Annotated in this window: 22 protein-coding genes and 4 tRNA genes; 9 read left to right on the top strand and 17 right to left on the bottom strand. The window is 52.9% G+C overall.

Going from position 1 to position 23,445, the window contains the following annotated elements; translation table 11 throughout:
* The first annotated feature begins 58 nt into the window (after positions 1-58).
* Complete coding sequence (gene cysM / locus O9K67_RS07030) at positions 59-970, top strand: cysteine synthase CysM (RefSeq protein ID WP_061493791.1); 912 nt, start codon at positions 59-61, stop codon at positions 968-970.
* 17 nt (positions 971-987) lie between these two features.
* On the top strand, positions 988-1,827 hold the full coding sequence (gene pdxK, locus O9K67_RS07035) for a pyridoxine/pyridoxal/pyridoxamine kinase (RefSeq protein WP_061493792.1): 840 nt from the start codon (positions 988-990) through the stop codon (positions 1,825-1,827).
* A gap of 44 nt (positions 1,828-1,871) precedes the next feature.
* Here pdxK and crr read toward each other — a convergent pair whose 3' ends face one another.
* From crr to cysZ, 5 genes are all read right to left on the bottom strand, one after another.
* Positions 1,872-2,381 carry a PTS glucose transporter subunit IIA gene (crr, locus tag O9K67_RS07040; RefSeq protein WP_000522253.1) on the bottom strand — a complete coding sequence of 170 codons (510 nt, stop codon included), beginning with the start codon at positions 2,379-2,381 and terminating at the stop codon, positions 1,872-1,874.
* A 40-nt stretch (positions 2,382-2,421) separates the two neighbouring features.
* Positions 2,422-4,149, bottom strand: a complete 1,728-nt coding sequence (gene ptsI / locus O9K67_RS07045; RefSeq protein ID WP_061493793.1) for a phosphoenolpyruvate-protein phosphotransferase PtsI — start codon at positions 4,147-4,149, stop codon at positions 2,422-2,424.
* Positions 4,150-4,195: 46 nt separating this feature from the next.
* Positions 4,196-4,453 (bottom strand): phosphocarrier protein Hpr, encoded by a 258-nt coding sequence (ptsH, locus tag O9K67_RS07050; RefSeq protein WP_007370907.1) that lies wholly within the window; start codon positions 4,451-4,453, stop codon positions 4,196-4,198.
* Positions 4,454-4,835: 382 nt separating this feature from the next.
* Positions 4,836-5,807 (bottom strand): cysteine synthase A, encoded by a 972-nt coding sequence (gene cysK / locus O9K67_RS07055; protein ID WP_061493794.1) that lies wholly within the window; start codon positions 5,805-5,807, stop codon positions 4,836-4,838.
* A 144-nt stretch (positions 5,808-5,951) separates the two neighbouring features.
* Positions 5,952-6,713, bottom strand: a complete 762-nt coding sequence (gene cysZ / locus O9K67_RS07060) for a sulfate transporter CysZ (protein ID WP_061493795.1) — start codon at positions 6,711-6,713, stop codon at positions 5,952-5,954.
* Positions 6,714-6,941: 228 nt separating this feature from the next.
* Here cysZ and zipA point away from each other — a divergent pair, with 228 nt between their 5' ends.
* The 3 genes from zipA (at position 6,942) to O9K67_RS07075 (ending at position 10,260) form a co-directional block, all read left to right on the top strand.
* The gene (gene zipA, locus O9K67_RS07065) at positions 6,942-7,955 is read left to right on the top strand and encodes a cell division protein ZipA (protein WP_061493796.1); all 1,014 of its coding nucleotides are present in this window, start codon (positions 6,942-6,944) and stop codon (positions 7,953-7,955) included.
* A gap of 70 nt (positions 7,956-8,025) precedes the next feature.
* On the top strand, positions 8,026-10,044 hold the full coding sequence (ligA, locus tag O9K67_RS07070) for an NAD-dependent DNA ligase LigA (protein WP_061493797.1): 2,019 nt from the start codon (positions 8,026-8,028) through the stop codon (positions 10,042-10,044).
* Positions 10,045-10,260, top strand: coding sequence for a DUF3820 family protein (locus tag O9K67_RS07075; RefSeq protein WP_061493798.1), 216 nt, complete (start codon positions 10,045-10,047; stop codon positions 10,258-10,260).
* On the opposite strand, the gene O9K67_RS07080 is transcribed toward O9K67_RS07075, so the two are convergent.
* Positions 10,257-11,246, bottom strand: a complete 990-nt coding sequence (locus O9K67_RS07080; RefSeq protein ID WP_061493799.1) for a bile acid:sodium symporter family protein — start codon at positions 11,244-11,246, stop codon at positions 10,257-10,259. The two genes, O9K67_RS07075 and O9K67_RS07080, sit on opposite strands and share 4 nt — an antisense overlap.
* A gap of 89 nt (positions 11,247-11,335) precedes the next feature.
* On the opposite strand from O9K67_RS07080, the gene O9K67_RS07085 reads away from it, so the two are divergent.
* A complete protein-coding gene (locus O9K67_RS07085) occupies positions 11,336-12,265 on the top strand; it encodes a LysR family transcriptional regulator (RefSeq protein ID WP_061493800.1) in 930 nt (309 codons plus the stop codon).
* On the opposite strand, the gene O9K67_RS07090 is transcribed toward O9K67_RS07085, so the two are convergent.
* The 5 genes from O9K67_RS07090 to O9K67_RS07110 all read right to left on the bottom strand — a co-directional run bounded on the left by O9K67_RS07090 (position 12,256) and on the right by O9K67_RS07110 (position 13,414).
* Complete coding sequence (locus tag O9K67_RS07090; RefSeq protein WP_061493801.1) at positions 12,256-12,609, bottom strand: FlxA-like family protein; 354 nt, start codon at positions 12,607-12,609, stop codon at positions 12,256-12,258. The genes O9K67_RS07085 and O9K67_RS07090 overlap by 10 nt on opposite strands.
* A 416-nt stretch (positions 12,610-13,025) precedes the next feature.
* Positions 13,026-13,101, bottom strand: a tRNA-Lys gene (locus O9K67_RS07095).
* 4 nt (positions 13,102-13,105) lie between these two features.
* A tRNA-Val gene (locus O9K67_RS07100) sits at positions 13,106-13,181 on the bottom strand.
* Between the two features lie 40 nt (positions 13,182-13,221).
* A tRNA-Val gene (locus O9K67_RS07105) sits at positions 13,222-13,297 on the bottom strand.
* Positions 13,298-13,338: 41 nt separating this feature from the next.
* Positions 13,339-13,414: transfer RNA gene (locus tag O9K67_RS07110), tRNA-Val, on the bottom strand.
* 256 nt (positions 13,415-13,670) lie between these two features.
* On the opposite strand from O9K67_RS07110, the gene gltX reads away from it, so the two are divergent.
* Positions 13,671-15,086, top strand: a complete 1,416-nt coding sequence (gltX, locus tag O9K67_RS07115; RefSeq protein ID WP_061493802.1) for a glutamate--tRNA ligase — start codon at positions 13,671-13,673, stop codon at positions 15,084-15,086.
* Positions 15,087-15,230: 144 nt separating this feature from the next.
* On the opposite strand, the gene O9K67_RS07120 is transcribed toward gltX, so the two are convergent.
* From O9K67_RS07120 to pdxR, 6 genes are all read right to left on the bottom strand, one after another.
* Positions 15,231-15,830: a nitroreductase family protein gene (locus O9K67_RS07120; protein ID WP_061499831.1), complete on the bottom strand. Its 600-nt coding sequence runs from the start codon at positions 15,828-15,830 to the stop codon at positions 15,231-15,233.
* 131 nt (positions 15,831-15,961) lie between these two features.
* A complete protein-coding gene (locus O9K67_RS07125; RefSeq protein ID WP_061493803.1) occupies positions 15,962-16,171 on the bottom strand; it encodes a YdgH/BhsA/McbA-like domain containing protein in 210 nt (69 codons plus the stop codon).
* 200 nt (positions 16,172-16,371) lie between these two features.
* A complete protein-coding gene (locus O9K67_RS07130; protein WP_061493804.1) occupies positions 16,372-16,614 on the bottom strand; it encodes a DUF1158 domain-containing protein in 243 nt (80 codons plus the stop codon).
* 73 nt (positions 16,615-16,687) lie between these two features.
* Positions 16,688-18,595: a methyl-accepting chemotaxis protein gene (locus O9K67_RS07135; protein ID WP_061493805.1), complete on the bottom strand. Its 1,908-nt coding sequence runs from the start codon at positions 18,593-18,595 to the stop codon at positions 16,688-16,690.
* 223 nt (positions 18,596-18,818) lie between these two features.
* The gene (locus O9K67_RS07140) at positions 18,819-19,937 is read right to left on the bottom strand and encodes a YbdK family carboxylate-amine ligase (protein WP_061493806.1); all 1,119 of its coding nucleotides are present in this window, start codon (positions 19,935-19,937) and stop codon (positions 18,819-18,821) included.
* A gap of 269 nt (positions 19,938-20,206) precedes the next feature.
* Entirely contained in the window at positions 20,207-21,670 is a 1,464-nt protein-coding gene (pdxR, locus tag O9K67_RS07145; RefSeq protein WP_061493807.1) for a MocR-like pyridoxine biosynthesis transcription factor PdxR, read from the bottom strand.
* Positions 21,671-21,902: 232 nt separating this feature from the next.
* Here pdxR and O9K67_RS07150 point away from each other — a divergent pair, with 232 nt between their 5' ends.
* Complete coding sequence (locus O9K67_RS07150) at positions 21,903-22,751, top strand: transporter substrate-binding domain-containing protein (protein WP_061493808.1); 849 nt, start codon at positions 21,903-21,905, stop codon at positions 22,749-22,751.
* 46 nt (positions 22,752-22,797) lie between these two features.
* Positions 22,798-23,439 (top strand): amino acid ABC transporter permease, encoded by a 642-nt coding sequence (locus O9K67_RS07155; RefSeq protein ID WP_061493809.1) that lies wholly within the window; start codon positions 22,798-22,800, stop codon positions 23,437-23,439.
* Positions 23,440-23,445 lie beyond the last annotated feature (6 nt).

Genomic DNA, 23,445 nt, shown 5'->3' on the forward strand with positions numbered 1-23,445 from the left:
ACAGCTTTGTAGGCCGGGTCAGCGTAGCGCCACCCGGCTTTTTTATTGAGCGAAAATCGTGAACACATTAGAACACACCATCGGCAATACGCCGCTGGTCAAATTGCAACGTCTGACGCCGGACAACGGCAGTGAAATCTGGGTCAAACTTGAAGGTAACAACCCGGCAGGCTCAGTCAAAGATCGCGCGGCGCTGTCAATGATTGTGCAGGCGGAAAAACGCGGTGAAATCCAACCCGGTGATGTGCTGATTGAAGCGACCAGCGGAAATACCGGAATTGCGTTGGCGATGATTGCGGCGTTAAAGGGGTACCGCATGAAATTGCTGATGCCGGACAACATGAGCCAGGAACGCCGCGCCGCGATGCGCGCTTACGGTGCTGAACTTATTCTGGTCAGTAAAGAACAGGGGATGGAAGGTGCACGCGATCTGGCCCTTGAAATGGCGGCACGCGGTGAGGGCACGTTGCTCGATCAGTTCAATAATCCTGATAATCCGTACGCGCATTACACCACTACAGGCCCGGAAATCTGGCAGCAAACGGCCGGGCATCTTACCCATTTTGTCTCCAGTATGGGCACTACTGGCACCATCACCGGTGTCTCGCGCTTTTTACGTGAACAACCGAAAAAAGTCACCATTGTTGGTCTGCAACCGGAAGAGGGCAGCAGTATTCCCGGTATCCGCCGCTGGCCTGCTGAGTATATGCCGGGCATTTTTAACGCCGATCTGGTTGATGAGGTGCTGGATATCCACCAGCGTGAGGCGGAAAATACCATGCGGGCGCTGGCCGTGCAGGAGGGGATCTTCTGCGGTGTCAGTTCCGGCGGCGCGGTAGCCGGGGCATTACGCGTAGCAAAAGCAAACCCTGGCGCGATCGTGGTGGCCATTATTTGCGATCGCGGCGATCGCTACCTGTCCACCGGGGTGTTTGGTGAAGAGAGTTATTCGCAGGGTGCGGGGATTTAACCCCTTAAGGAGACATAATGGAGATGATCCTGTTCAGGGATAAAACCCGGGCGCAGCAGGCTGATATTGTCGCAGTTCAGTCACAGGTGGTGTATGGCAGCGTGGGCAACAGTATTGCCGTACCCAATATTCGCCAGCACCAGTTGAATGTGCTGGCGGTGCCAACGGTGCTGTTCAGTAATACGCCGCACTATGACACTTTTTACGGTGGAGTAATCCCTGATGAGTGGTTTAACGGCTACTTGCAGGCGCTGGAAGAGCGTGATGTCCTGCGTGAAGTGAAAGCGGTGACCACCGGGTATATGGGCAGTGCCAGCCAGATAACGCTGTTGGCACAGTGGCTGAAGGCGCTACGGAAAAAACATCCGCAACTGCTGATTCTCGTTGATCCGGTAATAGGTGATACAGACAGCGGTATCTATGTAAAACCAGAAATACCCCAGGCGTATTGTGAGCATCTGTTACCGCTGGCGCAGGGGATCACGCCGAATGTATTTGAGCTGGAAGTATTAAGTGGTAAACCGTGCCGGGATCTGCAAAGTGTCATTGGCGCGGCGCAGGAGCTGCTCTCTGATTCGTTACACTGGGTTGCCATCACCAGTGCACCTGTGGAGGTGGATGACGGGCAAATCCACGTGGTGCTGGTCACGCCCGATGGGGTTACAGTGAGTGGCTATCCACGTGTAGCAACGGATTTGAAAGGGACCGGCGATCTGTTCTGTTCAGAACTGGTGAGCGGCATTATTCAGGGGAAAACACTGGATATGGCGGTACGCGCCGCAGGTGACAGGGTGGTGGACGTAATGGGGTATACGCTGGACAAAGGGTATGACGAGCTGATTTTACCGCCGTGTTAAAACAAAAATGGCGCCTTACGGCGCCATTTTTACATGCGATGAGCTTACTTTTTGATACGGATAACCGGGGTTTCACCCACGGTCACGCTACCAGACAGTTTGATCAGCTCTTTGATTTCGTCCATGTTGGAGATAACCACCGGCGTCAGGGTTGACTTGGCTTTCTCTTCCAGCAGCGGCAGATCAAATTCGATTACCGGGTCGCCAACTTTCACGCGCTGGCCTTCTTCCGCGATGCGTTTGAAACCTTCGCCTTTCAGTTCAACGGTGTCGATACCGAAGTGAACGAACAGCTCAATGCCGCTATCGGATTCGATAGAGAAGGCATGGTTGGTTTCAAAGATTTTGCCGATAGTACCGTCAACCGGAGCTACCATTTTGTTGCCGGTCGGTTTAATAGCAATGCCATCACCAACGATTTTCTCAGCGAAAACGACATCAGGTACATCTTCAATGTTGACGATTTCGCCAGAAAGCGGGGCAACAATCTCAATGGTTCCGGTGTCTTTTTTATCATCAGAAACCAGAGATTTCAGTTTATCGAACAAACCCATGATCTTCTCCTAAGCAGTAATTTGGGCCGCATCTCGTGGATTAGCAGATTGTTTTTTCTTCAATGAACTTGTTAACCAGCGTCATTAACTCGTCCGTTGTCGGTTGAGCAAGAGCCTGCTCTGCTAACACCTTCGCATCTTCGAAGTTCGTGTTACGAATAATCTTCTTAATGCGCGGGATAGAAATGGCACTCATACTGAATTCATCCAGACCCATCCCCAGCAACAGAAGTGTAGCACGTTCGTCGCCAGCAAGCTCACCACACATGCCAGTCCATTTGCCTTCAGCATGAGAAGCATCAATAACTTGCTTGATCAAAGTGAGTACGGACGGTGACATCGGCTGGTAAAGATGTGAAATCATATCATTACCACGGTCAACTGCCAGGGTGTACTGCGTTAAATCATTGGTACCGATACTAAAGAAATCAACTTCTTTGGCCAGGTGACGAGCGATAGTCGCTGCGGCAGGGGTTTCCACCATAACGCCGATTTCAATGCTCTCGTCGAAGGCTTTACCTTCACTACGCAGTTCCTGTTTGTAGATTTCAATCTCTTTTTTCAGCGCACGCACTTCTTCAACAGAGATGATCATCGGGAACATAATGCGCAGTTTGCCGAAAGCAGAGGCGCGCAGGATAGCGCGAACCTGATCGCGAAGGATCTCTTTGCGATCCATAGCAATACGCACAGCGCGCCAGCCAAGGAACGGGTTCTCTTCTTTCGGGAAATTCATGTACGGCAGTTCTTTGTCACCGCCAATGTCCATGGTGCGAACGATAACAGCCTGAGAGCCACAGGCTTCAGCAACCGCTTTGTACGCCTCGAACTGCTCTTCTTCGGTCGGCAGCGCGTCGCGATCCATAAACAGGAATTCGGTACGGTACAGGCCCACACCTTCAGCGCCATTGCGCTCTGCACCTGCGATGTCGCGAACGGTGCCGATGTTAGCGCAGACTTCTACTTGGTGACCATCAAGGGTGATCGCCGGCAGGTCTTTCAGTTTCGCCAGTTCTGCTTTCTCTTCCGCAACCTGAGCCTGCGCAGCACGCAGGGTTTCGATCTCGTCGTCGCTTGGGTTAACGTAAACTTTGTTGTTCACCGCGTCGAGGATCAGGTAGTCGCCGTTTTTCACTTGCGTCGTGACGCTGCCGGTACCCACAATCGCTGGCAGTTCCAGAGAACGGGCCATGATGGACGTGTGAGATGTGCGGCCACCGATATCAGTGATAAAACCGAGCACTTTTTTCAGGTTCAACTGTGCGGTTTCTGACGGGGTCAGATCTGCCGCAACCAGGATAACTTCTTCCTGGATTGCGCTCAGGTCGATAATCGGCATACCCAGAATGTTGCGCAGCAGGCGTTTACCGATGTCACGCACGTCAGCCGCACGCTCTTTCAGGTATTCGTCGTCCAGCTCTTCCAGGGCCGTAGCCTGGCCTTCGATAACTTCATGTGCCGCAGCATCGGCAGTCATGCTCTTATCTTTAATCAGGGCTATGATTTCCTGCTCCAGCTCCTCATCTTCCAGCAGCATAATGTGCCCTTCGAAGATGGCTTCTTTTTCTTCACCGAAAGTTTCACCCGCTTTCGTTTTGATCGCTTCCAGCTGTGCCGATGCTTTGGCACGACCGCTCAGGAAACGCTCAACTTCCTGGTCAACCTTGTCGGCAGAAATTTTCTTCCGGTCGATGACGATCTCGTCTTCTTTCAGCAGCAGTGCTTTGCCGAAAGCGATACCCGGGGATGCTAAAATGCCTGAAATCATAACCCTACCTTTACTTGTGACTGATCTTGAAAAGAACCCGAAAAACTTACTCGAGTTCAGCCATCAGTTTAACCAGATGTTCAACTGCTTTTTGCTCGTCTTCGCCTTCCGCGGTCAGAGTCACAACAGTACCCTGAGTCAGGCCCAGAGTTTGCAGTTTGAACAGGCTTTTCGCGCTGGCGCTTTTGCCGTTGGAAGTCACAGTGATCTCAGAAGAGAAGCCTTTCGCTTCTTTAACAAACTGAGCAGCAGGGCGGGTGTGCAGACCGTTCGGAGCGGTAATGGTAACTTCTTGCTGGAACATTGTATTTCCCCAACTTATAGGTTTAGTGTTGTGGAACTAAAGTCTAGCCTGGCGGTTTGACTTTAGCCTGTATAGTTAGCGCCGGCGTAACGGAACAAGAGACAGAGGTCGTGCCGAGAAAATCCGCTACAGACGCATCCGATCGCTGACGTTTCGTCCGTCATTAAACATTATGCCGCGAAAGCCAGAATTGAACCAAATCATAAAATCGATTCAGCAAGATGAAATCTGACTTCGATTAATTTCGCGCTTCAAAATAAATGTGATGGTTAAATACCAGACCCGGAGGATCCAGGCAATGCCAGGAGGGGTAAAAATTTGACGTACGCCACAAAAAAGCACCTCGATGGGTGCTTTTTTGCGCTAATTTAACAATCTGGCATCACTGTTGCAGCTCTTTCTCAGTGAACAGATCCGCAAACAAAGCGGTGCTCAAATAACGCTCGCCGGAAGAGGGAAGGATAACCACAATATTCTTGTTGGTAAAGGTTTCATCTTCCTGCAACTTCAGTGCGGCAGCCACTGCCGCACCGGAAGAAATACCCGCCAGGATACCTTCTTCTTCCATCAGGCGGCGTGCGGTACTGATGGCTTCTTCATTCGTGATTTTGACAACTTTGTCGATCAGTTTCAAATCCAGGTTACCCGGAATAAACCCTGCGCCAATGCCCTGTATTTTATGCGGACCTGGTTTCAGTTCTTCGCCCGCCAGCGCCTGGGAAATGACCGGCGAATCGGTCGGCTCTACTGCCACAGTGATCAGATCGGTTTTGCCTTTGGTGTTTTTGATATAGCGCGTCACGCCGGTCAGCGTACCGCCGGTACCCACGCCTGAGATAAACACATCCACCTGGCCATCGGTATCTTCCCAGATCTCCGGGCCGGTGGTTTTTTCGTGGATTTCCGGGTTCGCCGGGTTGCTGAATTGCTGTAGCAGCAGATATTTAGCCGGATCGCTGGCGACAATCTCTTCTGCTTTCTGAATCGCGCCTTTCATGCCTTTCGCACCTTCGGTCAACACCAGGTTGGCACCCAGGGCTTTCAGTAACTTACGGCGTTCAATGCTCATGGTTTCCGGCATTGTCAGCGTCAGTTTGTAACCACGCGCTGCCGCCACATAAGCCAGAGCAATACCGGTGTTACCGCTGGTTGGTTCGACCAACTCGACACCCGGCTTCAGTACACCGCGTTTTTCGGCATCCCAAATCATATTGGCACCGATACGGCATTTCACGCTGAAGCTTGGGTTGCGGGACTCGACCTTCGCCAGGATACGTCCGTTACCGATGCGGTTCAGTCGAACCAGCGGCGTATGACCAATAGTCAACGAGTTGTCTTCAAAAATCTTACTCATAGCCCGTCCTTAACTGTATGAAATTTGGGAACCACATCAGCATACGCACTTACTGTTGATGCGGAAGTAAGGAATTCGCATATCTATATGCTGCACCGAAATAATGCTAAGCAGTATGGAATAAGAAACGGAATAATTCCTTCCTTAACGCCAGGCTGCATGTTTGTCGCGGTAACAATCGACCCACATCGCCGTAGCGCCGCACACTGCCACCGGCATTACCACCAGATTCAGCACCGGAATCAGCGTAAACAAGCTCGTCAGCGCGCCGAACTGCATATTCATGGACTTACGCGAACGCAGCGCGAGACGCATCTCTTTGAACGGGACTTTATGGTTGTCGAAGGGGTAATCACAATACTGAATCGCCAGCATCCACGCGCTGAACAGAAACCACAGTACGGGTGCGACGGTTTGCCCAATTCCAGGAATAAAATAGAGGATCAGCAAAAGCGCGGCGCGAGGGAGGTACCAGGCCAGTTTCTGCCATTCACGCTTCATAATACGCGGGATATCTTTCATCACGCCCATGATACCGGCATCGGGTGGTGTGGCGCCGGTCAGTCGCGCTTCCAGTTGCTCAGCCAGCAGGCCATTAAATGGCGCCGCAATCCAGTTGGCGATAGTCGAAAAGAAATACCCAAACACCAGCAGAACCGAGATCACCACAATTGGCCATAACAGATAGCTCAGCCACTGTAACCAGTCCGGCACATGGCTCATCAACGACGGGATCCAGCTATCAAGGCGGGTAAACAGCCACCAGAATGCGCCGCCCAGCAAGATAATGTTCACCAGCAAAGGCAAAATCACGAAACGACGAATGCCCGGCAGCGTGACCAGTTTCCAGCCCTGGGAAAAGTAAAAGACACCACTGCGTACCGCACCTGGGGACGAGGAAATCATAATCTGTCTGTACTCCTTTTATGACAGCAGGAAAAATTGAAGCTTATAATATTCACCTGACGGGGGAAACCCGTTCAGAAATGTTCGAAAAAACAGCAAAAAGCACAATTTAGCGTATCTTTCTGCGGCGAAAGCCCCCCACACACTTGCACTTGAGTTACGGGGCAAATACTCTTAGTGAGTAAAGGTTTGCCGTGGTGGCAAGGTGTTAGAACAACAGAGAATATAATGATGCAGGATTTGCGTCTGATATTAATCATTGTTGGCGCGATCGCCATAATTGCTTTACTGGTTCACGGGTTCTGGACCAGCCGCAAAGAACGTTCATCAATGTTCCGCGATCGCCCAATAAAACGCATGAAGTCGCGACGTGACGACGACGAGTTGTATGACGAGGATGTCGAAGACGACGACGAAGGCGTGGGTGAAGTTCGGGTTCATAAAGTGAACACAGCGCCAAAAGCTGCAAGCGAGCAGGATGCACCGCGTCAGCATCCGCAGCATCAATATCAGCCGCCTTACGCGTCGGCCCAACCGCGCCCGTCTGCGCCTGTGCAGCAACCGCCGGAAGAACCCGCACATCACGCACCGCAGCCCTCTGTTCAGCCGCCGCAACCGGAACGCCGTCCTGTTCAGGCTCCTGTGTTTGAACCCCAACCGGTTCAGCATCAGCACGCTCCGCAGCCTGCCGCTGCGCAATATCAACAACCTGCTGCACCGCAACATCAGCCTCAACATCAGCCGCAGCAGCAGGTTCACACCCCTGCGCCGCAGCCTGAGCCCGAGCCGGTTGTGGAAGCGCCGGTGGAAAAACCGCAGCGTAAAGAAACGGTCATCATTATGAACGTTGCCGCACATCACGGCAGCACTCTGAACGGTGATGTGCTGTTAAACAGCATCCTGCAGGCAGGCTTTAAATTTGGCGATATGAGCATTTTCCATCGTCATCTTAGCCCGGACGGCAGCGGCCCGGCGCTTTTCAGCCTGGCGAACATGGTCAATCCGGGGACGTTTGACGTCGAAATGATGGGTGAAATGACCACGCCGGGTGTCACTATCTTTATGCAGGTGCCTTCTTACGGCGACGAACTGCAAAACTTTAAACTGATGCTGCAATCTGCACAGCATATCGCCGATGAAGTCGGCGGTGTGGTACTGGACGATCAGCGCCGGATGATGACGCCGCAAAAACTGCGTGAATATCAGGACCGTATTCGCGAGGTCAAAGACGCCAACGCGTAACGGGTCCACTCAGATACTTTCCTTCCAGAACCCCCGCCAGTCGGGGGTTTTTTATCATTGATGGTGCGATATGGAATCAATTGAACAACAACTGACTGAACTGCGAACCTCCCTTCGCCATCATGAATATCTGTACCATGTTATGGATGCACCGGAGATCCCGGATGCGGAATACGATCGCCTGATGCGTGAGCTGCGTGAGCTGGAAGCGCAACATCCTGATCTGATTACACCGGACTCGCCCACACAGCGGGTTGGTGCCGCGCCGTTGACAGCGTTCAGCCAGGTACGTCACGAAGTCCCGATGTTGTCGCTCGACAACGTGTTTGATGAAGAGAGCTTTCTGGCGTTTAACAAGCGCGTGCAGGACCGGTTGAAAAGCACTGATGCGCTGATTTACTGCTGCGAACTGAAACTCGATGGCCTGGCGGTCAGCATTTTATACGAAAATGGTGTACTGGTACGTGCTGCAACGCGTGGCGATGGCACGACCGGGGAAGATATCACAACGAACGTCCGCACCATCCGCGCGATCCCATTAAAGCTGCATGGCGACAATATTCCTGCGCGCCTTGAAGTGCGCGGTGAGGTGTTCCTGCCGCAGACCGGCTTTGAAAAAATCAATGACGATGCGCGTCGCACCGGGGCAAAAGTATTTGCTAACCCGCGTAACGCAGCGGCGGGGTCCTTACGCCAGCTCGATCCGCGTATCACCGCAAAACGTCCGCTCACCTTCTTCTGTTATGGCGTCGGCATTCTTGAAGGTGGAGAACTGCCGCGCAGTCATCTGGCGCGTTTGCAACAGTTTAAAGCCTGGGGGCTGCCGGTGAGTGAACGCATACGTCTGTGCGACAGCCCGGAAGCGGTGCTGGCTTTCTACCATCAGGTTGAAGAGGATCGCCCGACGCTGGGTTTTGATATTGATGGCGTAGTGATCAAGGTTGATTCCCTCGATTTGCAGGAGCAACTTGGCTTTGTTGCCCGTGCACCGCGCTGGGCGGTGGCATTCAAATTCCCGGCGCAGGAGCAAATGACCTTTGTGCGCGACGTGGAGTTTCAGGTTGGGCGTACGGGGGCGATCACGCCGGTCGCGCGCCTTGAGCCAGTGCATGTTGCCGGCGTGCTGGTGAGTAACGCCACACTGCACAATGCCGATGAGATTGATCGTCTGGGGTTACGCATTGGCGATAAAGTGGTGATCCGCCGCGCCGGGGATGTTATCCCGCAGGTGGTGAATGTGGTGCTCTCCGAACGACCGGCAGAGACGCGTGAAGTGGTATTCCCGGCGCACTGCCCGGTGTGTGGCTCTGATGTCGAGCGTGTGGAAGGCGAGGCGGTTGCCCGGTGTACGGGCGGGCTGATTTGCGGCGCACAGCGTAAAGAAGCCCTGAAGCATTTTGTCTCCCGCCGTGCGATGGATGTAGACGGCATGGGCGATAAGATTATCGACCAGTTGGTGGAAAAAGAGTATGTACACACGCCCGCTGACTTATTTCGGCTGACAGCCGGGAAACTGACCGGTCTGGATCGCATGGGGCCAAAATCGGCACAAAATGTGGTCAACGCGCTGGAAAAAGCCAAAGAGACGACGTTTGCCCGTTTCCTCTATGCGCTGGGGATTCGTGAAGTCGGTGAAGCCACGGCAGCCGGTCTGGCGGCCTATTTCGGCACGCTGGAGGCGCTGATGGCCGCCTCCGTCGACGAACTGCAAAAAGTCCCGGATGTGGGGGTGGTCGTGGCGAAGCACGTTGATAACTTCTTCAACGAAGAGAGTAACCGTGAGGTTATCCGCCAGCTTGTCGGCGAGGTGGGGATCCACTGGCCTGCACCCGTGGTGGTCAATGCCGAAGAGATCGACAGCCCGTTCGCCGGGAAAACGGTGGTGCTGACCGGTAGTTTGAGTCAGCTCTCCCGTGATGAGGCCAAAGCACGATTAACGGCGCTGGGCGCGAAAGTGGCGGGGAGCGTGTCGAAGAAAACCGATCTGGTGATTGCGGGCGAAGCGGCGGGTTCAAAGTTAGCGAAGGCGCAAGAGCTGGGTATCCCGGTGATTGACGAGGCGGAGATGATCCGCTTACTGGGAGAGTAAATGGAAAAAGAGCAGCTCGTTGAGATCGCCAATACCGTGATGCCTTTCGGGAAATATCAGGGGCGACGGTTAATTGATCTGCCGGAAGAGTACCTGTTGTGGTTCGCCCGCAAAGAGGCGTTTCCCGCCGGGCGTTTGGGAGAATTGCTGCAAATTACGTTGCTGATCAAAACGGAAGGGCTGAGCCATCTGGTTCAGCCCCTGAAACGCCGCTAGGCTTTTGCCGCTTCCTGCGCCAGGCTTTTTTCTGCCTGGCGTTTGTAGCGGCGCGCCAGCACGGCGCAGACCATCAACTGGATCTGATGGAAAATCATCAACGGCAGTACCATCATACCGATCGCCGATGTCGGGAACAGGATGTTGGCCATCGGAATACCATTGGCAAGGCTCTTCTTCGAGCCGCAGAAGACAATGGTAATCTCATCCGCTTTGTTAAAGCCGCCTTTGCGCGCGACCACCATATTTACCACGATCACGATAGCCAGCAATAGCAGACTCGCCACGACGATAAACAGCAGTGAACCGACGCCGACTTTATGCCAGATGCCGTTTACCACCGCTTCACTGAATGCTGAATAAACCACTAACAGAATCGACGTCTGGTCAGTTTTGGAAATCCACTTTTTATGTTTCGCCACCCATGCACCAGTCCACGGGCGAGAGAGGTGCCCCAACACAAAAGGCAGCAACAGTTGCAGCATGATTTTGCCAACCTGTTCGAGACTGCCTTCCGCGCCGTGCAGGTTCATTAGCAGGCCGACCAGTAACGGTGAGAGGAAAATGCCAAGCAGACTGGATGCCGATGCAGAACAGACCGCAGCGGCAACGTTGCCGCCCGCCAGTGACGTAAACGCGATCGCCGACTGTACGGTGGCGGGCAGAATGCACAGATAGAGGAACCCGGTATATAGCTCCTGGCTGACATTCACCGGTGACCACCAGACAAACAGTACGCCGAGCGCCGGGAAGAGGACAAAGGTGCTGCACATGACCCACAGGTGCAAGCGCCAGTGGCTGCCGCCTGCGATAATCGCCTCGCGGGAGAGTTTGGCGCCATGCATAAAAAACAGCAGCGCAATGGCGGCGGTCGTCAGCCATTCAAAAAAGGGCACAAAGCTACCGCGTGCGGGGAAAAACGAGGCCAGCAGAACCGTACAGACCAGCGTGAGGGTGAAAGGATCAAGAACACGAAACAGTTTCATAGGCACTCCTGAAAAACGGTGTTGCTATTGTGCTTTTTCTGCTTTGAGAAATAAAATTGATTTATTGCATCCATTCATGAATTTAACAGATGAATTATTCACTCCGTCAGTTGCGTGTCTTCGTGACCGTTGCCCAGGCCAGAAGTTTTAGCCGGGCAGGGGACATCATTGGGCTCAGTCAGTCCGCCGTCAGTCACAGTGTTAAAGAGCTGGAGCGTCAGACCGGTGTTCGCTTGTTGGATCGCACTACCCGTGAAGTGGTGTTAACAGAAGCCGGCCAGCAACTGGCGATACGTCTTGAACGGTTGTTAGATGAGCTTAGCAGTACGCTACGCGAAGCCGGGCGAGTAGGGCAGCAATTAACCGGTACGGTGCGTGTTGCCGCCAGCCAGACCATTTCTGCACATCTGATCCCGCAATGTATTGCCAGCAGCAATCATCGTTATCCGGAAATCGATTTTGTGTTGCACGATCGACCACAACAGTGGGTACTGGAGAGTATTCGCCAGGGCGAGGTGGATTTTGGCATTGTTATCGATCCGGGGCCGGTCAGCGATCTGCAATGTGAAGAGATCCTTGAGGAGCCATTTTTTCTGCTGTGCCGTCACGATCATCCATGGGCGCAACGTGCTGCTGTGCCGTGGTCAGCGTTAGAGGGGGCGCGGCTGGTGGTACAGGATTATGCGTCGGGAAGCCGTCCGCTGATTGATTCCGCACTGCTGCATTTTGGGGTAAAGGCAATGATTGTGCAGGAGATTGGTCATCCGGCGACGCTTTTTCCGATGGTGGAGGCGGGTATTGGCATCAGTGTGCTGCCTGCATTAGCGCTACCCCTGCCCCAGGGGAGCCAACTGGTGGTAAAACGTCTGGTGCCGGATGTGCAACGGAAAATTATGCTGGTTCGTCGTAAAAATCGTTCGTTATCTGGCGCCGCGCAGGCGTTGTGGGAAGTGGTAAAAGAACAGGCCCGGTGTTTAAACCAGGCCCGTGAGGACGATCCGTTATTTACTCAGACGTAGATATCAATCTGATGATCGTCGGAAGGGGCGTTGACGCCTTCCACTTTTGCCTGTGGCTGCTGTTTAGCTTGTTTCTGCTCGGCTTCTTCTGCCTGCTTACGCTGCAATTGCGCCAGCTGTGCCTGCAGTTGCTCGATTTGAGCCTGAATCAGCTCTTGTTGTTTCTTTTTCTCTTTGGCGCTACCGCTGCCGTTGGCCACATCTTTCAGCTGCTGAGTCAACTTGGTGATCTGTTGAGTGATGCGGGTGATCTGCGCAGCGGTGTCGCTGCTGGCAGGCGATGACTTACCGGTGTTGCTGCTACTGCCTTGTACTGACGGAGTTGTTACTGAGATAGTTGTCATTGAGCTCCCCTTCTTTTTTGCCATAAAACATCATTATCGGCGTAATCAAACAGTTCTTGAGTCGCGGCCACGGAAAGGCCGAACTGTGAGCATCTTATCCGGATATTAAGGATAAATTATGGGTAGATGTTACCGTGCTTACCTCTTGAAAAATATATATTTTTATTCTTGTTGTCATTGTTGATAAGGCATTTAAAAGAAATTCTTTAAATGAAATCTGTGAATTTATATCTGGTGGAAAGGCGGTTTTACGCTTGCAAAAATGCCGGTAACTATTTTGGAAATGAAACGTTGATTGCAGGAACGTAAGACGTCTGTTGATGTTGCAGGCAGAAGCTGGCGGTGGCGTTACGATGCGGCGGGACGTTGGCAAATGCCGGAAAGCAAAAAAGCGCCTTTAGGGCGCTTTTTTACATTGGTGGGTCGTGCAGGATTCGAACCTGCGACCAATTGATTAAAAGTCAACTGCTCTACCAACTGAGCTAACGACCCGAATTGGTGGGTGATGACGGGATCGAACCGCCGACCCCCTCCTTGTAAGGGAGGTGCTCTCCCAGCTGAGCTAATCACCCACTTCGGTACTTCACTGATAAGAATTCGCTGGTGAGAAAGTGGTGGGTGATGACGGGATCGAACCGCCGACCCCCTCCTTGTAAGGGAGGTGCTCTCCCAGCTGAGCTAATCACCCACTTCTCATTCTTATCTACACTGCGGGAACCACAAAAATCGTGGTGGGTGATGACGGGATCGAACCGCCGACCCCCTCCTTGTAAGGGAGGTGCTCTCCCAGCTGAGCTAATCACCCCCGCTGTGTGGAGTCGCATTATAGGGAGAGTTGAAAATGAGTCAACGCATTTTCAAAAGAAATTGTTCGTTCGTCGTAAAATTAGTCAAACCGCTGCGTAATCCGTCGCGAGAGCATGATTTCTAAACAAAATAGTCCGATACACTGCCGATTGCGGCAACAACATTGAGGAATCAGCCCACAGTGATAGAATATTGCCCACTTTCATTTTAGGTAGTGCCGACGGTCGGCATCTTTATCAACGTAAGGCCAATTCATGAAAATCAAAACTCGCTTCGCGCCAAGCCCCACCGGCTATCTGCACGTTGGCGGCGCGCGTACAGCTCTCTATTCCTGGCTATTTGCTCGTCATCACGGCGGTGAGTTTGTGCTGCGTATCGAAGACACCGATCTTGAACGCTCCACTCCGGAAGCAATTGAAGCCATCATGGATGGTATGAACTGGCTGAACCTGGAGTGGGACGAAGGCCCGTACTTCCAGACCAAACGTTTTGATCGCTATAACGCCGTGATTGACGAGATGCTGGAAGCTGGCACCGCATACAAATGCTACTGCTCCAAAGAGCGTCTTGAGCAACTGCGCGAAACGCAGATGGCAAACAATGAAAAACCGCGTTACGACGGCCGCTGCCGCCACGATCACTCCCATCACGCGGACGATGAGCCTTGCGTTGTGCGTTTTGCCAACCCGCAGGACGGTTCCGTGGTGTTCGATGATCAGATCCGTGGCCCGATTGAGTTCAGCAACCTGGAACTTGACGATCTGATTATCCGTCGTACCGATGGATCCCCAACCTACAACTTCTGTGTCGTGGTGGATGATTGGGACATGGAGATCACCCATGTGATCCGTGGCGAAGACCATATCAACAACACGCCGCGCCAGATCAACATCCTGAAAGCGCTGAATGCACCGGTTCCGGTGTACGCGCACGTGTCGATGATCAACGGCGACGACGGTAAAAAACTCTCTAAACGCCACGGCGCGGTCAGCGTGATGCAGTACCGTGACGATGGCTATCTGCCGGAAGCGCTGCTGAACTACCTGGTGCGCCTGGGCTGGTCGAGCGGCGATCAGGAAATCTTCACCCGTGAAGAGATGATCAAACTCTTCTCGCTGGGCGCGGTCAGCAAATCGGCGAGTGCGTTTAACACCGACAAATTGCTGTGGCTGAACCACCACTACATCAACACGCTCGATCCGGAATATGTGGCGACACACCTGCAATGGCACATTGAGCAGGAAAACATCGACACCCACACCGGCCCGCAGCTGTTTGAACTGGTGAAACTGCTGGGCGAACGTTGCAAAACGCTGAAAGAGATGGCGGCAAGCTGTCGCTACTTCTATGAAGAGTTTGACGAGTTTGATGCCGATGCGGCGAAAAAACACCTGCGTCCGGTAGCCCGTCAGCCGCTGGAAGTGGTGCGTGACAAACTCGCGGCGATTACCGAATGGACGGCTGAAAATGTTCATCACGCTATTCAGAGCACAGCCGACGAGCTGGAAGTAGGCATGGGGAAAGTCGGTATGCCGCTGCGTGTTGCTGTGACCGGCGCGGGTCAGTCTCCTGCACTGGACGTGACTGTTCACGCGATTGGTCAGTCCCGCAGCGTGGCGCGAATCAACAAAGCGCTGGCGTTTATTACTGAGCGCGAAAACCAGCAGTAATCGCGCCGTGTGAATGAATAAAAGCCGCCCTCCCTGAAGGCGGCTTTTTTATTACCCGCTATAGCTGACAAGTAACGGGCCGATCAGGCAAACAAAAAACCCGGCAGCGCTAATGCTTACCGGGCTTGTGCAGGTTGCGAAGGTTTAACGCGCAACCACGAAACGTTTGTCGTCGTCCATAAAGGCTTTTTCGCCTGCCGGTGCGACAATCGAACCGAAGTTCATATGACCACGCAGTTTCCAGTTTTCCGGGATATTCCAGGTACGCTGTACATCGGCGTCCACCAGCGGATTGTAATGCTGTAAGTTCGCGCCAATCCCTTTTTCGGTCAGCGCCAGCCAGACCGCATACTGGGCAATACCGGTGCTGTGTTCAGACCATACCGGGAAATTATCGGCATAGGCGGCAAACTGCTCTTGCAACCCTTTCACCACGTTCTGATCTTCGAAAAACAGCACCGAACCGGCCGCTGCGGCAAAGCCGTCGATTTTTTCAGAGGTCGCGTGGAAATTCTCTGCCGGCACGATCTTTCTCAGCTGTTCGCGAGTCAGTTCCCAGAACTGTACGTGTTCGTTGCCCAGCAGGATCAGCGCGCGTGAACTTTGCGAGTTAAATGCAGATGGCGCCTGGCGAATCGCTTCTTTGATGGTTTCAATCACAACGTCTTCTGCAACCGGCAAGTTTTTACCGAGGGCGTAAATGGTTCTGCGTTGTTTCGCCAACGCGATAAAGTTATCTGACATGGCTGCTCCTGAAGTTGACTGTTCAACCGCGGCCGGGGTGGCCTGCGGAAACAAAGCGCTAAAAATTTTCTGCAACGGGTTCATGTTCGCCTGATCCTGGTTGTGATATCGCCCCTTACGGGGCGATGTTTTTATTTGCTCAGTACTGCGGTCATATACACGCCGTTGTCGCTACGGGCGCTGGTGATTTTGTAAGAGGCATTCGCCTGTTCTGCCTGAGCGGCGATTTTTGCTTCAGCCGCGCTAAGGGTGGAAGCGCTGGCGCTGATGCTTTGTGCAAAAGAACCAAAAGAGAGAGTAGAAAGTGCAGCAACTGCAACGAAAGTTTTGACGAATTTCATGGTCGTAATCCTGTTCAGTTTTGTTTGAGAAGGGCGGTGTTGCCCTGATGTGATAAATCATAAGCCTGCAAATTGCTGATAAAAAGCGGAACAATTTGCGGATAAAGTTCAAAAAAATAGAACAAGAGTGGTGAGGGGAATGTACTTAAAAAGCGGGGAAGCACCCTGCCGCCAACCGGAGAGGGCAGGGAGACATGTCCTCAGACAGCGAGCCAGCGCCGCCAGATAAAACGCAACACAAAGAACTCAACGCAACCGAGCAGCAAAAACCACAGGCAGTAGATCAGGGTATAAAGCTGATTGAGATCCAGCAGGTGGAAGCGCTGCACCAGACTTTGCGCCAGTTGCAACCCCGGTGTGGGCGCGGGAAGCAGCAACACAGAGATAAAAGCCATCAGCAAGATGCCGGCAAGGGTGAACAGCGATTCTAAGGGGTGTTTCATAAGCGTCTGTTGGTGGTGAAAAGCCGCATTGTCGGGGAAAGCTGGCCTGAGCGCAACGTTCCCCGACGGGTAATCAGGCCACCACGAAGCGGTCAACCAGTGTCGCCATGGTTTCGGACTGATGATCCAGCATCTGGCTGGCGCTGGCGGCACTTGCCACCAGACCGGCGTTTTGCTGCGTGACCTGCTCCAACTGGTTCAGCGCCTGATGCACTTGTGAAACGCCCAACGATTGTTCACTGGCCGCACGGGCAATATCGCTGATAAATGCCAGCATCTGGCCAGTATTGGCCTTCGCCGCTTGCAATGCGCGATCGGAGGACTGCACCAGCGTTACCCCCTGCTGGATCTGCTCCATATTTTTCGTGACCAGTTCGCGGATCTGGTGCGCGTCGTTGGCACAGCGTTGGGACAGATTACGCACTTCGCTTGCCACCACTGCAAAACCTTTGCCCATCTCTCCGGCACGCGCGGCTTCTACTGCGGCGTTCAACGCCAGCAGGTTGGTCTGGAAGGAGATTTCGTCAATCGAACTGACAATACTGGAGATCTGCTCGCTGGAGGCGCGGATGGCGCTCATGCTCAGGTTCGCTTCACCCGCTACGCGACTTGCTTCCTGCACCTGTTTCTCCATCTCTTCGGTCAGTTTTTTCGCTTCGTTGGCGTTATCCGCCGTCTGGTTCACCGCGGTGGCGATTTGCTCCATGCTGGCCGCCGTTTCCACCAGCGACGCAGCCTGTTCATCTGTGCGGGATGCTAAATCCTGATTACCGCCGGCAATCTCAGAACTGGCACCGCGCAGCACATTCGCCCCGTGCTTAATTTCGCTCACAATATGCTGAATATTCTCAATGGCCTGGTTGTAAGCGCGGTTAAGCAGAGAGAGTTCATCGGTGCCGGGAACTTCCAGCCGCTGGGTCAGGTCACCATTCATCCCTTTAATGGTGGAGAGCGACGTATGTAATTGGCGATGAATGCTGCTGGCGACCAGCAAGGCGAAAAACAGCGCCACAACCAGTGCCGCAACGCTGATAACGGCAAAGATTGTCACCTCGCGCCAGGCTTTATTCGCCAGCGTTTGTGCTGTTTGCAGCAGTGTATTGGCAGAGGCATCTTCAACGGATTTCAGCACCGTAATGCGCTCCGTCTGCGCTTTGAACCAGTCGGCTGGCGCAATGCCAAAGCCGCCCTCTGTCGCACGATCAATCGCATGCTGGCGAAGTTCCAGCGCATGTGTTGCCTGTGGCGTTTGCAGTTGTGTCGCAAGCGTAGCATTGACTTCCGCCGTGCTAAAAGCGCGCGTAGCAGCCAGCCATGCCTGCTGTTTACCCACCACTTCATTAAGCTGGCGGAACTGCCCATCGTTAAAACGATCGGCAGAAAAGACGTTCGACATCAGTGCACGTTCAACGCCGGTTTGTTCTTTGGCGTTCAGCACGCTGTAGTACGCCGCCAGCTGGTTGACGATATCGCCATTGTCGGTGAGCTGGCTGATGCCTCCCACCACATTGAGTAAATCGTTGATGATTGTGCTGTACCACACCAGTGACTCGCTGCCGCTTACACTCTGACTACGGACCTGCTGGCGGAACGCCTCCAGCCCTTGTTGGTGTTGCTGGAATTGGTCCAGCGCGTGTCGGATATCGCGATTGGCATCGCGTACCTGCGACTGTTTAAGCGCGTCCGCAAACTGGCTAATCGCCTGTGCTGACAAGGGATACTGTGCTGATAATTCAGTGGAAAATTGCTGGCCCTTACTGCCTAAATAACCGGCACTCATGCCACGCTCTTTTTGTAATTCCTGAATCACATTACCGGCGTTTTTCGCCAGCTCCGTCAAAGAGATGATGGTGCGCATTTGTTGACCCGTTTCCACACGGGACAGGATGCCGCTGGTTGCCAGCCAGATCAACGCAAACAATAGCGGCAGTAGCGCCAGTAATAATTTTGCTTTCATGGAAAAACGGTAAATCCAATTCATAAATATGCCTCATGTTTGCTGTTGCTCATATTTGTTATCGGAATAGAGGCTGACGCCTTTATTTTAACGTAAGGCTTGTTGATATTTATCAATTCTGCTGATGAGTTCTTACTCCTTTGTGGGTATTATTTATGGCGAAAGAAAAGCTTATTAAAAATAAGCTTTTCTTTATATCTCTGATTAATCACAGAGAATAATCTGGCAGTGAGAAATTAAAGCATTATTATCCCGCTGCCCAGATTTCCGTATGTTTTTGCACTAAACCCATTAACGATCCTCCGTTAGCGACAAACTCGCGCATTTGCTGTGCTTCGCTTTTGCCACGCTTTATCACATTAGCCAGTTCATCCAGTGCGCTACCGGCATGGAGCTTATCGGCCCAGGGTACAAGCTTATCCAGCAACTGTGCCAGTGAGTCAGCAATGGTGCACTGCTCGCCGCTATGCACATCGGTTAGGATGCCGTCCAGACCAAAGCGGCAAGCCTGAAAGCGATTGAATTTATACAATAAGTAATCCCGCTCCTGATGTTTAAACGGTCGCTCGGCCAGCAACCAGTGCGCCAGCGCCTGAATAAACCCGGCGACATTGATCGCATGTGAAAGCGTGAGCGGGGTATCCATCACCCGCACTTCGACCGTACCAAAATGTGGGCTGGGGCGAATGTCCCAATGCAGGTCTTTAATGCTTTCAATCATTGACGTGTAGCTTAAGCGGCGAAACAATCCTTCAAACTCCTGCCAGTTGCTGACCCACGGCGCATGGCCATTATCCGGGAAGGCGGAAAAGATATTCAGCCGTGATGACGCAAAGCGGGTATCCGTGCCCTGCATATAAGGCGAGGCGGCACCAAGCGCAATAAAGTGCGGCACGAAGCGGGAAAGGCCATGCAATAAATAGATGGCGTCATCGCCACTCTGGCAGCCAATATGCACATGTTGACCAAAGACCGTGGCCTGTTGCACCAGATAACCGAACATCTCCAGCGTATGGTGATAACGCTCGTCGTTGCATACCTCCTGGCGCTGCCATTTCTGGAAAGGGTGCGTCCCGCCGCCGCAAATTTGCAGATGGTGATCCGCCGCTGCCTGCAAAATCACCGACTGCATGGCGGAGAACTGGTGCGTCGCCTGGCTGATATCCCGGCATACGCCAGTGGCGATTTCCAGCATGCTTTCGGTAATATCGTGTTTCACTTCGCCTGCAGTGATCTGATTTTGTACCGCCGCGATAAGCCGGGAAGAGTCCTGGCTTAAATCGTAGCCAGGCGGGTTAACCACCTGTAATTCCAGTTCAATACCCAGCGTAAATGCATCAGAAACATGAAAATCGGGTAATGGCATAACACTCCCTTACGCAATGTGTTTTCTTTATTATGGAAGTGAATGTCCATTCCTTCCTCCTGCGATTGTCAGTGATTTTTCGACATGTTCGGGATCGGATGAATAGCGACGTCGTTTTGTCTCACCACGAAAAGCGATAATAAAAACGCGGCGGTAAAATATATCGTCGGCTATCAACTCGTGACTCACTATAAAAATGCCGCGTTACTGTGAAATAACGGCGAAGCCGTGCATCGCATCATCTTTTCTGGAGTAACCGGATTTTCTTATCAGCAAAATTGCTCCAGTTGCCCGCGAAGGACTTCCACGCCAGGGGCGATGGCATCCGGGTTGATGGCGTGAAACCCCATACGGAAGAAGTTATCCGGTGGTGCATCTTGCAGAAAATGGCGCGCGCCAGGCTCAATCAATACACCGGCATGGGCCGCGCGCCAGGTTAACTGCTGCGTGCTTATCTGCTCCGGTGTGCGTAGCCAGAAGGCGTTGGCATGTTCACTGCCTGGCATCATCTCGCAGGCAGGCAGGAAAGTGCGTAACGCATTATGCAGGCAATCCCAGCGACGGGCGGAGTCTTCGTGGTAGCGTCGCAGATGGGTTTCGTAATGGCCTTGCGCCAGAAAATGGGCCATCTGATATTGAATATTGGTTGGCGGATGGCGATAGACCAGCCGGCGCAGGGCGCGCGCCTCATCAATGATTTCCGGGGCGGCAACCATATACCCCAGCCGCAAACCCGGCGACAGTGCTTTTGACAGGCTGCTGACATAAATCACTCGCCCACTGCGATCGCTGGCTTTTAACGCGGGCAGCGGGTTTTGCATAAAGTTACTTTCTGAGTCGTAATCATCTTCAATTACCACTGCATCGTGGCGGGTGGCGTAATCGAGCAATTCAGTGCGACGGGCTTTACTCATGGTGACGCCGGTCGGCACCTGGTGCCCAGGTGTGACGTAGTAGTAATCACACGGCGTCTCATTGAGCACCAGTCCTTCGCTGTCGACGGGGTGCGGCACAATCTGCGTATCGCTTAATAAGAAGGTATTAATCGCTTCGCGGAAGCTGGGGTTCTCCACCGCAACGCGGGTGGTGCGCGACATTAACAGGCGCGTCAACAGATAGAGCGCATTTTGCGAGCCCAGCGTAATCAGGATCTCATCGGGTGCAGCGACAATGCCGCGTTTGGGCAGTACGCGAGTGCGGATCTGCTCAATCAACATCGGCACATCCTGATCAATATGATCAATCACCCATGCCGGATCGCGCACACCACCGTGTAGCCAGTTTGCCGCTGCGCGCCAGGTGGCAAGCGGAAACTGCTGGGTATAGGGCTGACCATAAATAAACGGGTAACGGTAGTGCATCCAGCCAGCGGGTTTAAGGATTGATTCCTGCTGACTGGGGGTAATTTTCAGGCGGCTGCCCCAGTGTGGTGCACTGCTTTCGCATTCGGGTGCAGGCTGTGCAGTATTTTGCCCACAGCTGTAGTAATCCGGGTGCAGGTAGTATCCGCTGCGTGGGCGGCTGACGAGGTAGCCTTCGTTCACCAGGCTTTCGAACACCAGCGCAGTGGTATTACGCGATACATTGAGCTGGCTGGCGAGCTGTCGGCATGAAGGCAGCGGGGTATCTGCCGGGAAAATACCGCTCAGAATCGCATTAATCAGCGATTCGCGAACCTGCTCTTGCAACCCACGTTGGCCGTCAAAATTTACGTTCAGTAGATGACGAATCATGCTGTGCTCCTCCGGATATATCGCTATACAGGGTCGAGCAAATTCCATACCAGCTTCGGTGCATCTGACACAACCATTCACAAAAACTGGCTCTATTCAGAAAAGCGCAAGCCTCCCTATTGTAAAAACGCAGTCACAAAAACCGGACGACTCACTGTTTCGGCATATATCTTGCAACGCTTCCAGCACACCCGGGATATACCGGTCTGGCACATTAAATAAGGGTGGAAAGATGAAAAAAGTATTCGGCAAATATTGTCTTGCAGCCATGATGGCCCTGGCATTTTCTTTACACGCAGTGGCAGCAGATTTACCCGAAATCGAAAAGTCCGGCACCATGAAAGTCGCGACTGAAGATGATTATGCACCGTTTAACTTTATGAATAACGGCCAGACGGACGGTTTTAACAAAGACATGCTTGAAGAATTACGCAAATACGCGAAATTCAACATCAACCAAAGTATTTTACCGTGGACCGGCTTACTCGCCGCGGTTTCAACCGGCCAGTATGATATGGCCTTAACCGGTGCGGTCATTACCGATGAACGCCTCAATGTGTTTAATTTCACGCCGCCCTGGGCCTCTGCGCAGCATTATTTTGTTAAGCGCGCTGATGATAAAACATTAAATACCATTGCCGATTTGAGCGGTAAAAAAGTGGGCGTGCAGGCGGGCAGTGCATTGCTGGCGCGTTTACCGGAACTGAAAGCGATGCTGGAAAAAGTCGGCGGTAAATTGGGTCCGGTGGTGGAGTATCAATCCTACCCGGAAGCCTACGCCGATCTGGCGAATAAACGCGTCGACTATGTGATCAACGTGGTTATCTCGGTTAACGATCTGGTGAAAGCCAAGCCGAAGGTCTTTGCCAAAGGTCTGGCGGTATCCGGCCCCGGTTATATGGCATGGCCCATCCCGAAAAACGCCCCGGAACTGCTGAAATTTATGACCGGGTTTATGAACCATATGACCGAAACCGGCAAACTGGCCGAGTTGCAGAAAAAATGGTTCGGCGAGACTTATGAACTGCCGAAAGAGCCGATCACCAGCGCCGATCAGTTCCACAAGTTAGCCGGTCTGTAAGTGTCACGCGGCGGGCGACCGCCGCTCGTTTTAAACAGGAGGGAACATGGACTTAATTTCATGGCAACTGTTGATTGAAGGCGCATGGACGACCCTCTGGATCTCTGGCGTGGCGATTGCGTTCGGGGTGGTTATCGGTCTGGTTATCGCCTTTATCCGTATGATGAAAATCCCGTTCGTTGACCAGTTGCTGGTGGTTTACATCAGTCTGGCGCGGGCAACGCCACTGGTTACGCTGGTACTGTTTCTGTTTTTATCCCTGCCGACGCTCGGCATTAACCTGGATAAAACGCTGGCGGCGATTGTCGCCCTGACACTCAACACTTCTGCGTTTAACGCCGAAATCTGGCGTAACGCCTTCCGCAATTTTCCCCGCGAACAGCGGGAAGCCGCTGAATCCGTCGGTATGCGCCGCTGGACCTATTTCCGGCAAATTATGCTGCCACAGATGTGGATAGAGAGTCTGCCTGCGCTGGTAAACGAGATGTCGTTTCTGATCAAAGGCAGCCCGGCGATTGCCGTTATCGGCGTGGTGGATCTGACGCGCGTCACTAACCGTATCTCATCGGTGACGTACGAACCGTTGTCGCCGATCCTCGCTGCGGGTCTGTTGTACGTCATTATTATCGGCCTGCTGCTGAAGTTGCAGGGGATGGCGGAACGTAAAGCGAAGCGCCTGGCGCGATAAGAGACG

The organism is Kosakonia oryzendophytica, assembly GCF_027886705.1.
GTDB classification, from domain to species: Bacteria; Pseudomonadota; Gammaproteobacteria; order Enterobacterales; family Enterobacteriaceae; genus Kosakonia; species Kosakonia oryzendophytica.

Coding starts and splice junctions, on each gene's coding strand:
- O9K67_RS07140 (WP_061493806.1), bottom strand. CDS start 19,937: ATGCCATTACCCGATTTTCATGTTTCTGATGCATTTACGCTGGGTATT.
- O9K67_RS07080 (WP_061493799.1), bottom strand. CDS start 11,246: ATGAAACTGTTTCGTGTTCTTGATCCTTTCACCCTCACGCTGGTCTGT.
- O9K67_RS07075 (WP_061493798.1), top strand. CDS start 10,045: ATGGAAAAAGAGCAGCTCGTTGAGATCGCCAATACCGTGATGCCTTTC.
- pdxK (WP_061493792.1), top strand. CDS start 988: ATGGAGATGATCCTGTTCAGGGATAAAACCCGGGCGCAGCAGGCTGAT.
- O9K67_RS07085 (WP_061493800.1), top strand. CDS start 11,336: ATGAATTATTCACTCCGTCAGTTGCGTGTCTTCGTGACCGTTGCCCAG.
- O9K67_RS07090 (WP_061493801.1), bottom strand. CDS start 12,609: ATGACAACTATCTCAGTAACAACTCCGTCAGTACAAGGCAGTAGCAGC.
- O9K67_RS07130 (WP_061493804.1), bottom strand. CDS start 16,614: ATGAAACACCCCTTAGAATCGCTGTTCACCCTTGCCGGCATCTTGCTG.
- cysK (WP_061493794.1), bottom strand. CDS start 5,807: ATGAGTAAGATTTTTGAAGACAACTCGTTGACTATTGGTCATACGCCG.
- O9K67_RS07120 (WP_061499831.1), bottom strand. CDS start 15,830: ATGTCAGATAACTTTATCGCGTTGGCGAAACAACGCAGAACCATTTAC.
- O9K67_RS07150 (WP_061493808.1), top strand. CDS start 21,903: ATGAAAAAAGTATTCGGCAAATATTGTCTTGCAGCCATGATGGCCCTG.
- ligA (WP_061493797.1), top strand. CDS start 8,026: ATGGAATCAATTGAACAACAACTGACTGAACTGCGAACCTCCCTTCGC.
- zipA (WP_061493796.1), top strand. CDS start 6,942: ATGATGCAGGATTTGCGTCTGATATTAATCATTGTTGGCGCGATCGCC.
- O9K67_RS07125 (WP_061493803.1), bottom strand. CDS start 16,171: ATGAAATTCGTCAAAACTTTCGTTGCAGTTGCTGCACTTTCTACTCTC.
- O9K67_RS07155 (WP_061493809.1), top strand. CDS start 22,798: ATGGACTTAATTTCATGGCAACTGTTGATTGAAGGCGCATGGACGACC.
- O9K67_RS07135 (WP_061493805.1), bottom strand. CDS start 18,595: ATGAATTGGATTTACCGTTTTTCCATGAAAGCAAAATTATTACTGGCG.
- gltX (WP_061493802.1), top strand. CDS start 13,671: ATGAAAATCAAAACTCGCTTCGCGCCAAGCCCCACCGGCTATCTGCAC.
- crr (WP_000522253.1), bottom strand. CDS start 2,381: ATGGGTTTGTTCGATAAACTGAAATCTCTGGTTTCTGATGATAAAAAA.
- pdxR (WP_061493807.1), bottom strand. CDS start 21,670: ATGATTCGTCATCTACTGAACGTAAATTTTGACGGCCAACGTGGGTTG.
- ptsI (WP_061493793.1), bottom strand. CDS start 4,149: ATGATTTCAGGCATTTTAGCATCCCCGGGTATCGCTTTCGGCAAAGCA.
- ptsH (WP_007370907.1), bottom strand. CDS start 4,453: ATGTTCCAGCAAGAAGTTACCATTACCGCTCCGAACGGTCTGCACACC.
- cysZ (WP_061493795.1), bottom strand. CDS start 6,713: ATGATTTCCTCGTCCCCAGGTGCGGTACGCAGTGGTGTCTTTTACTTT.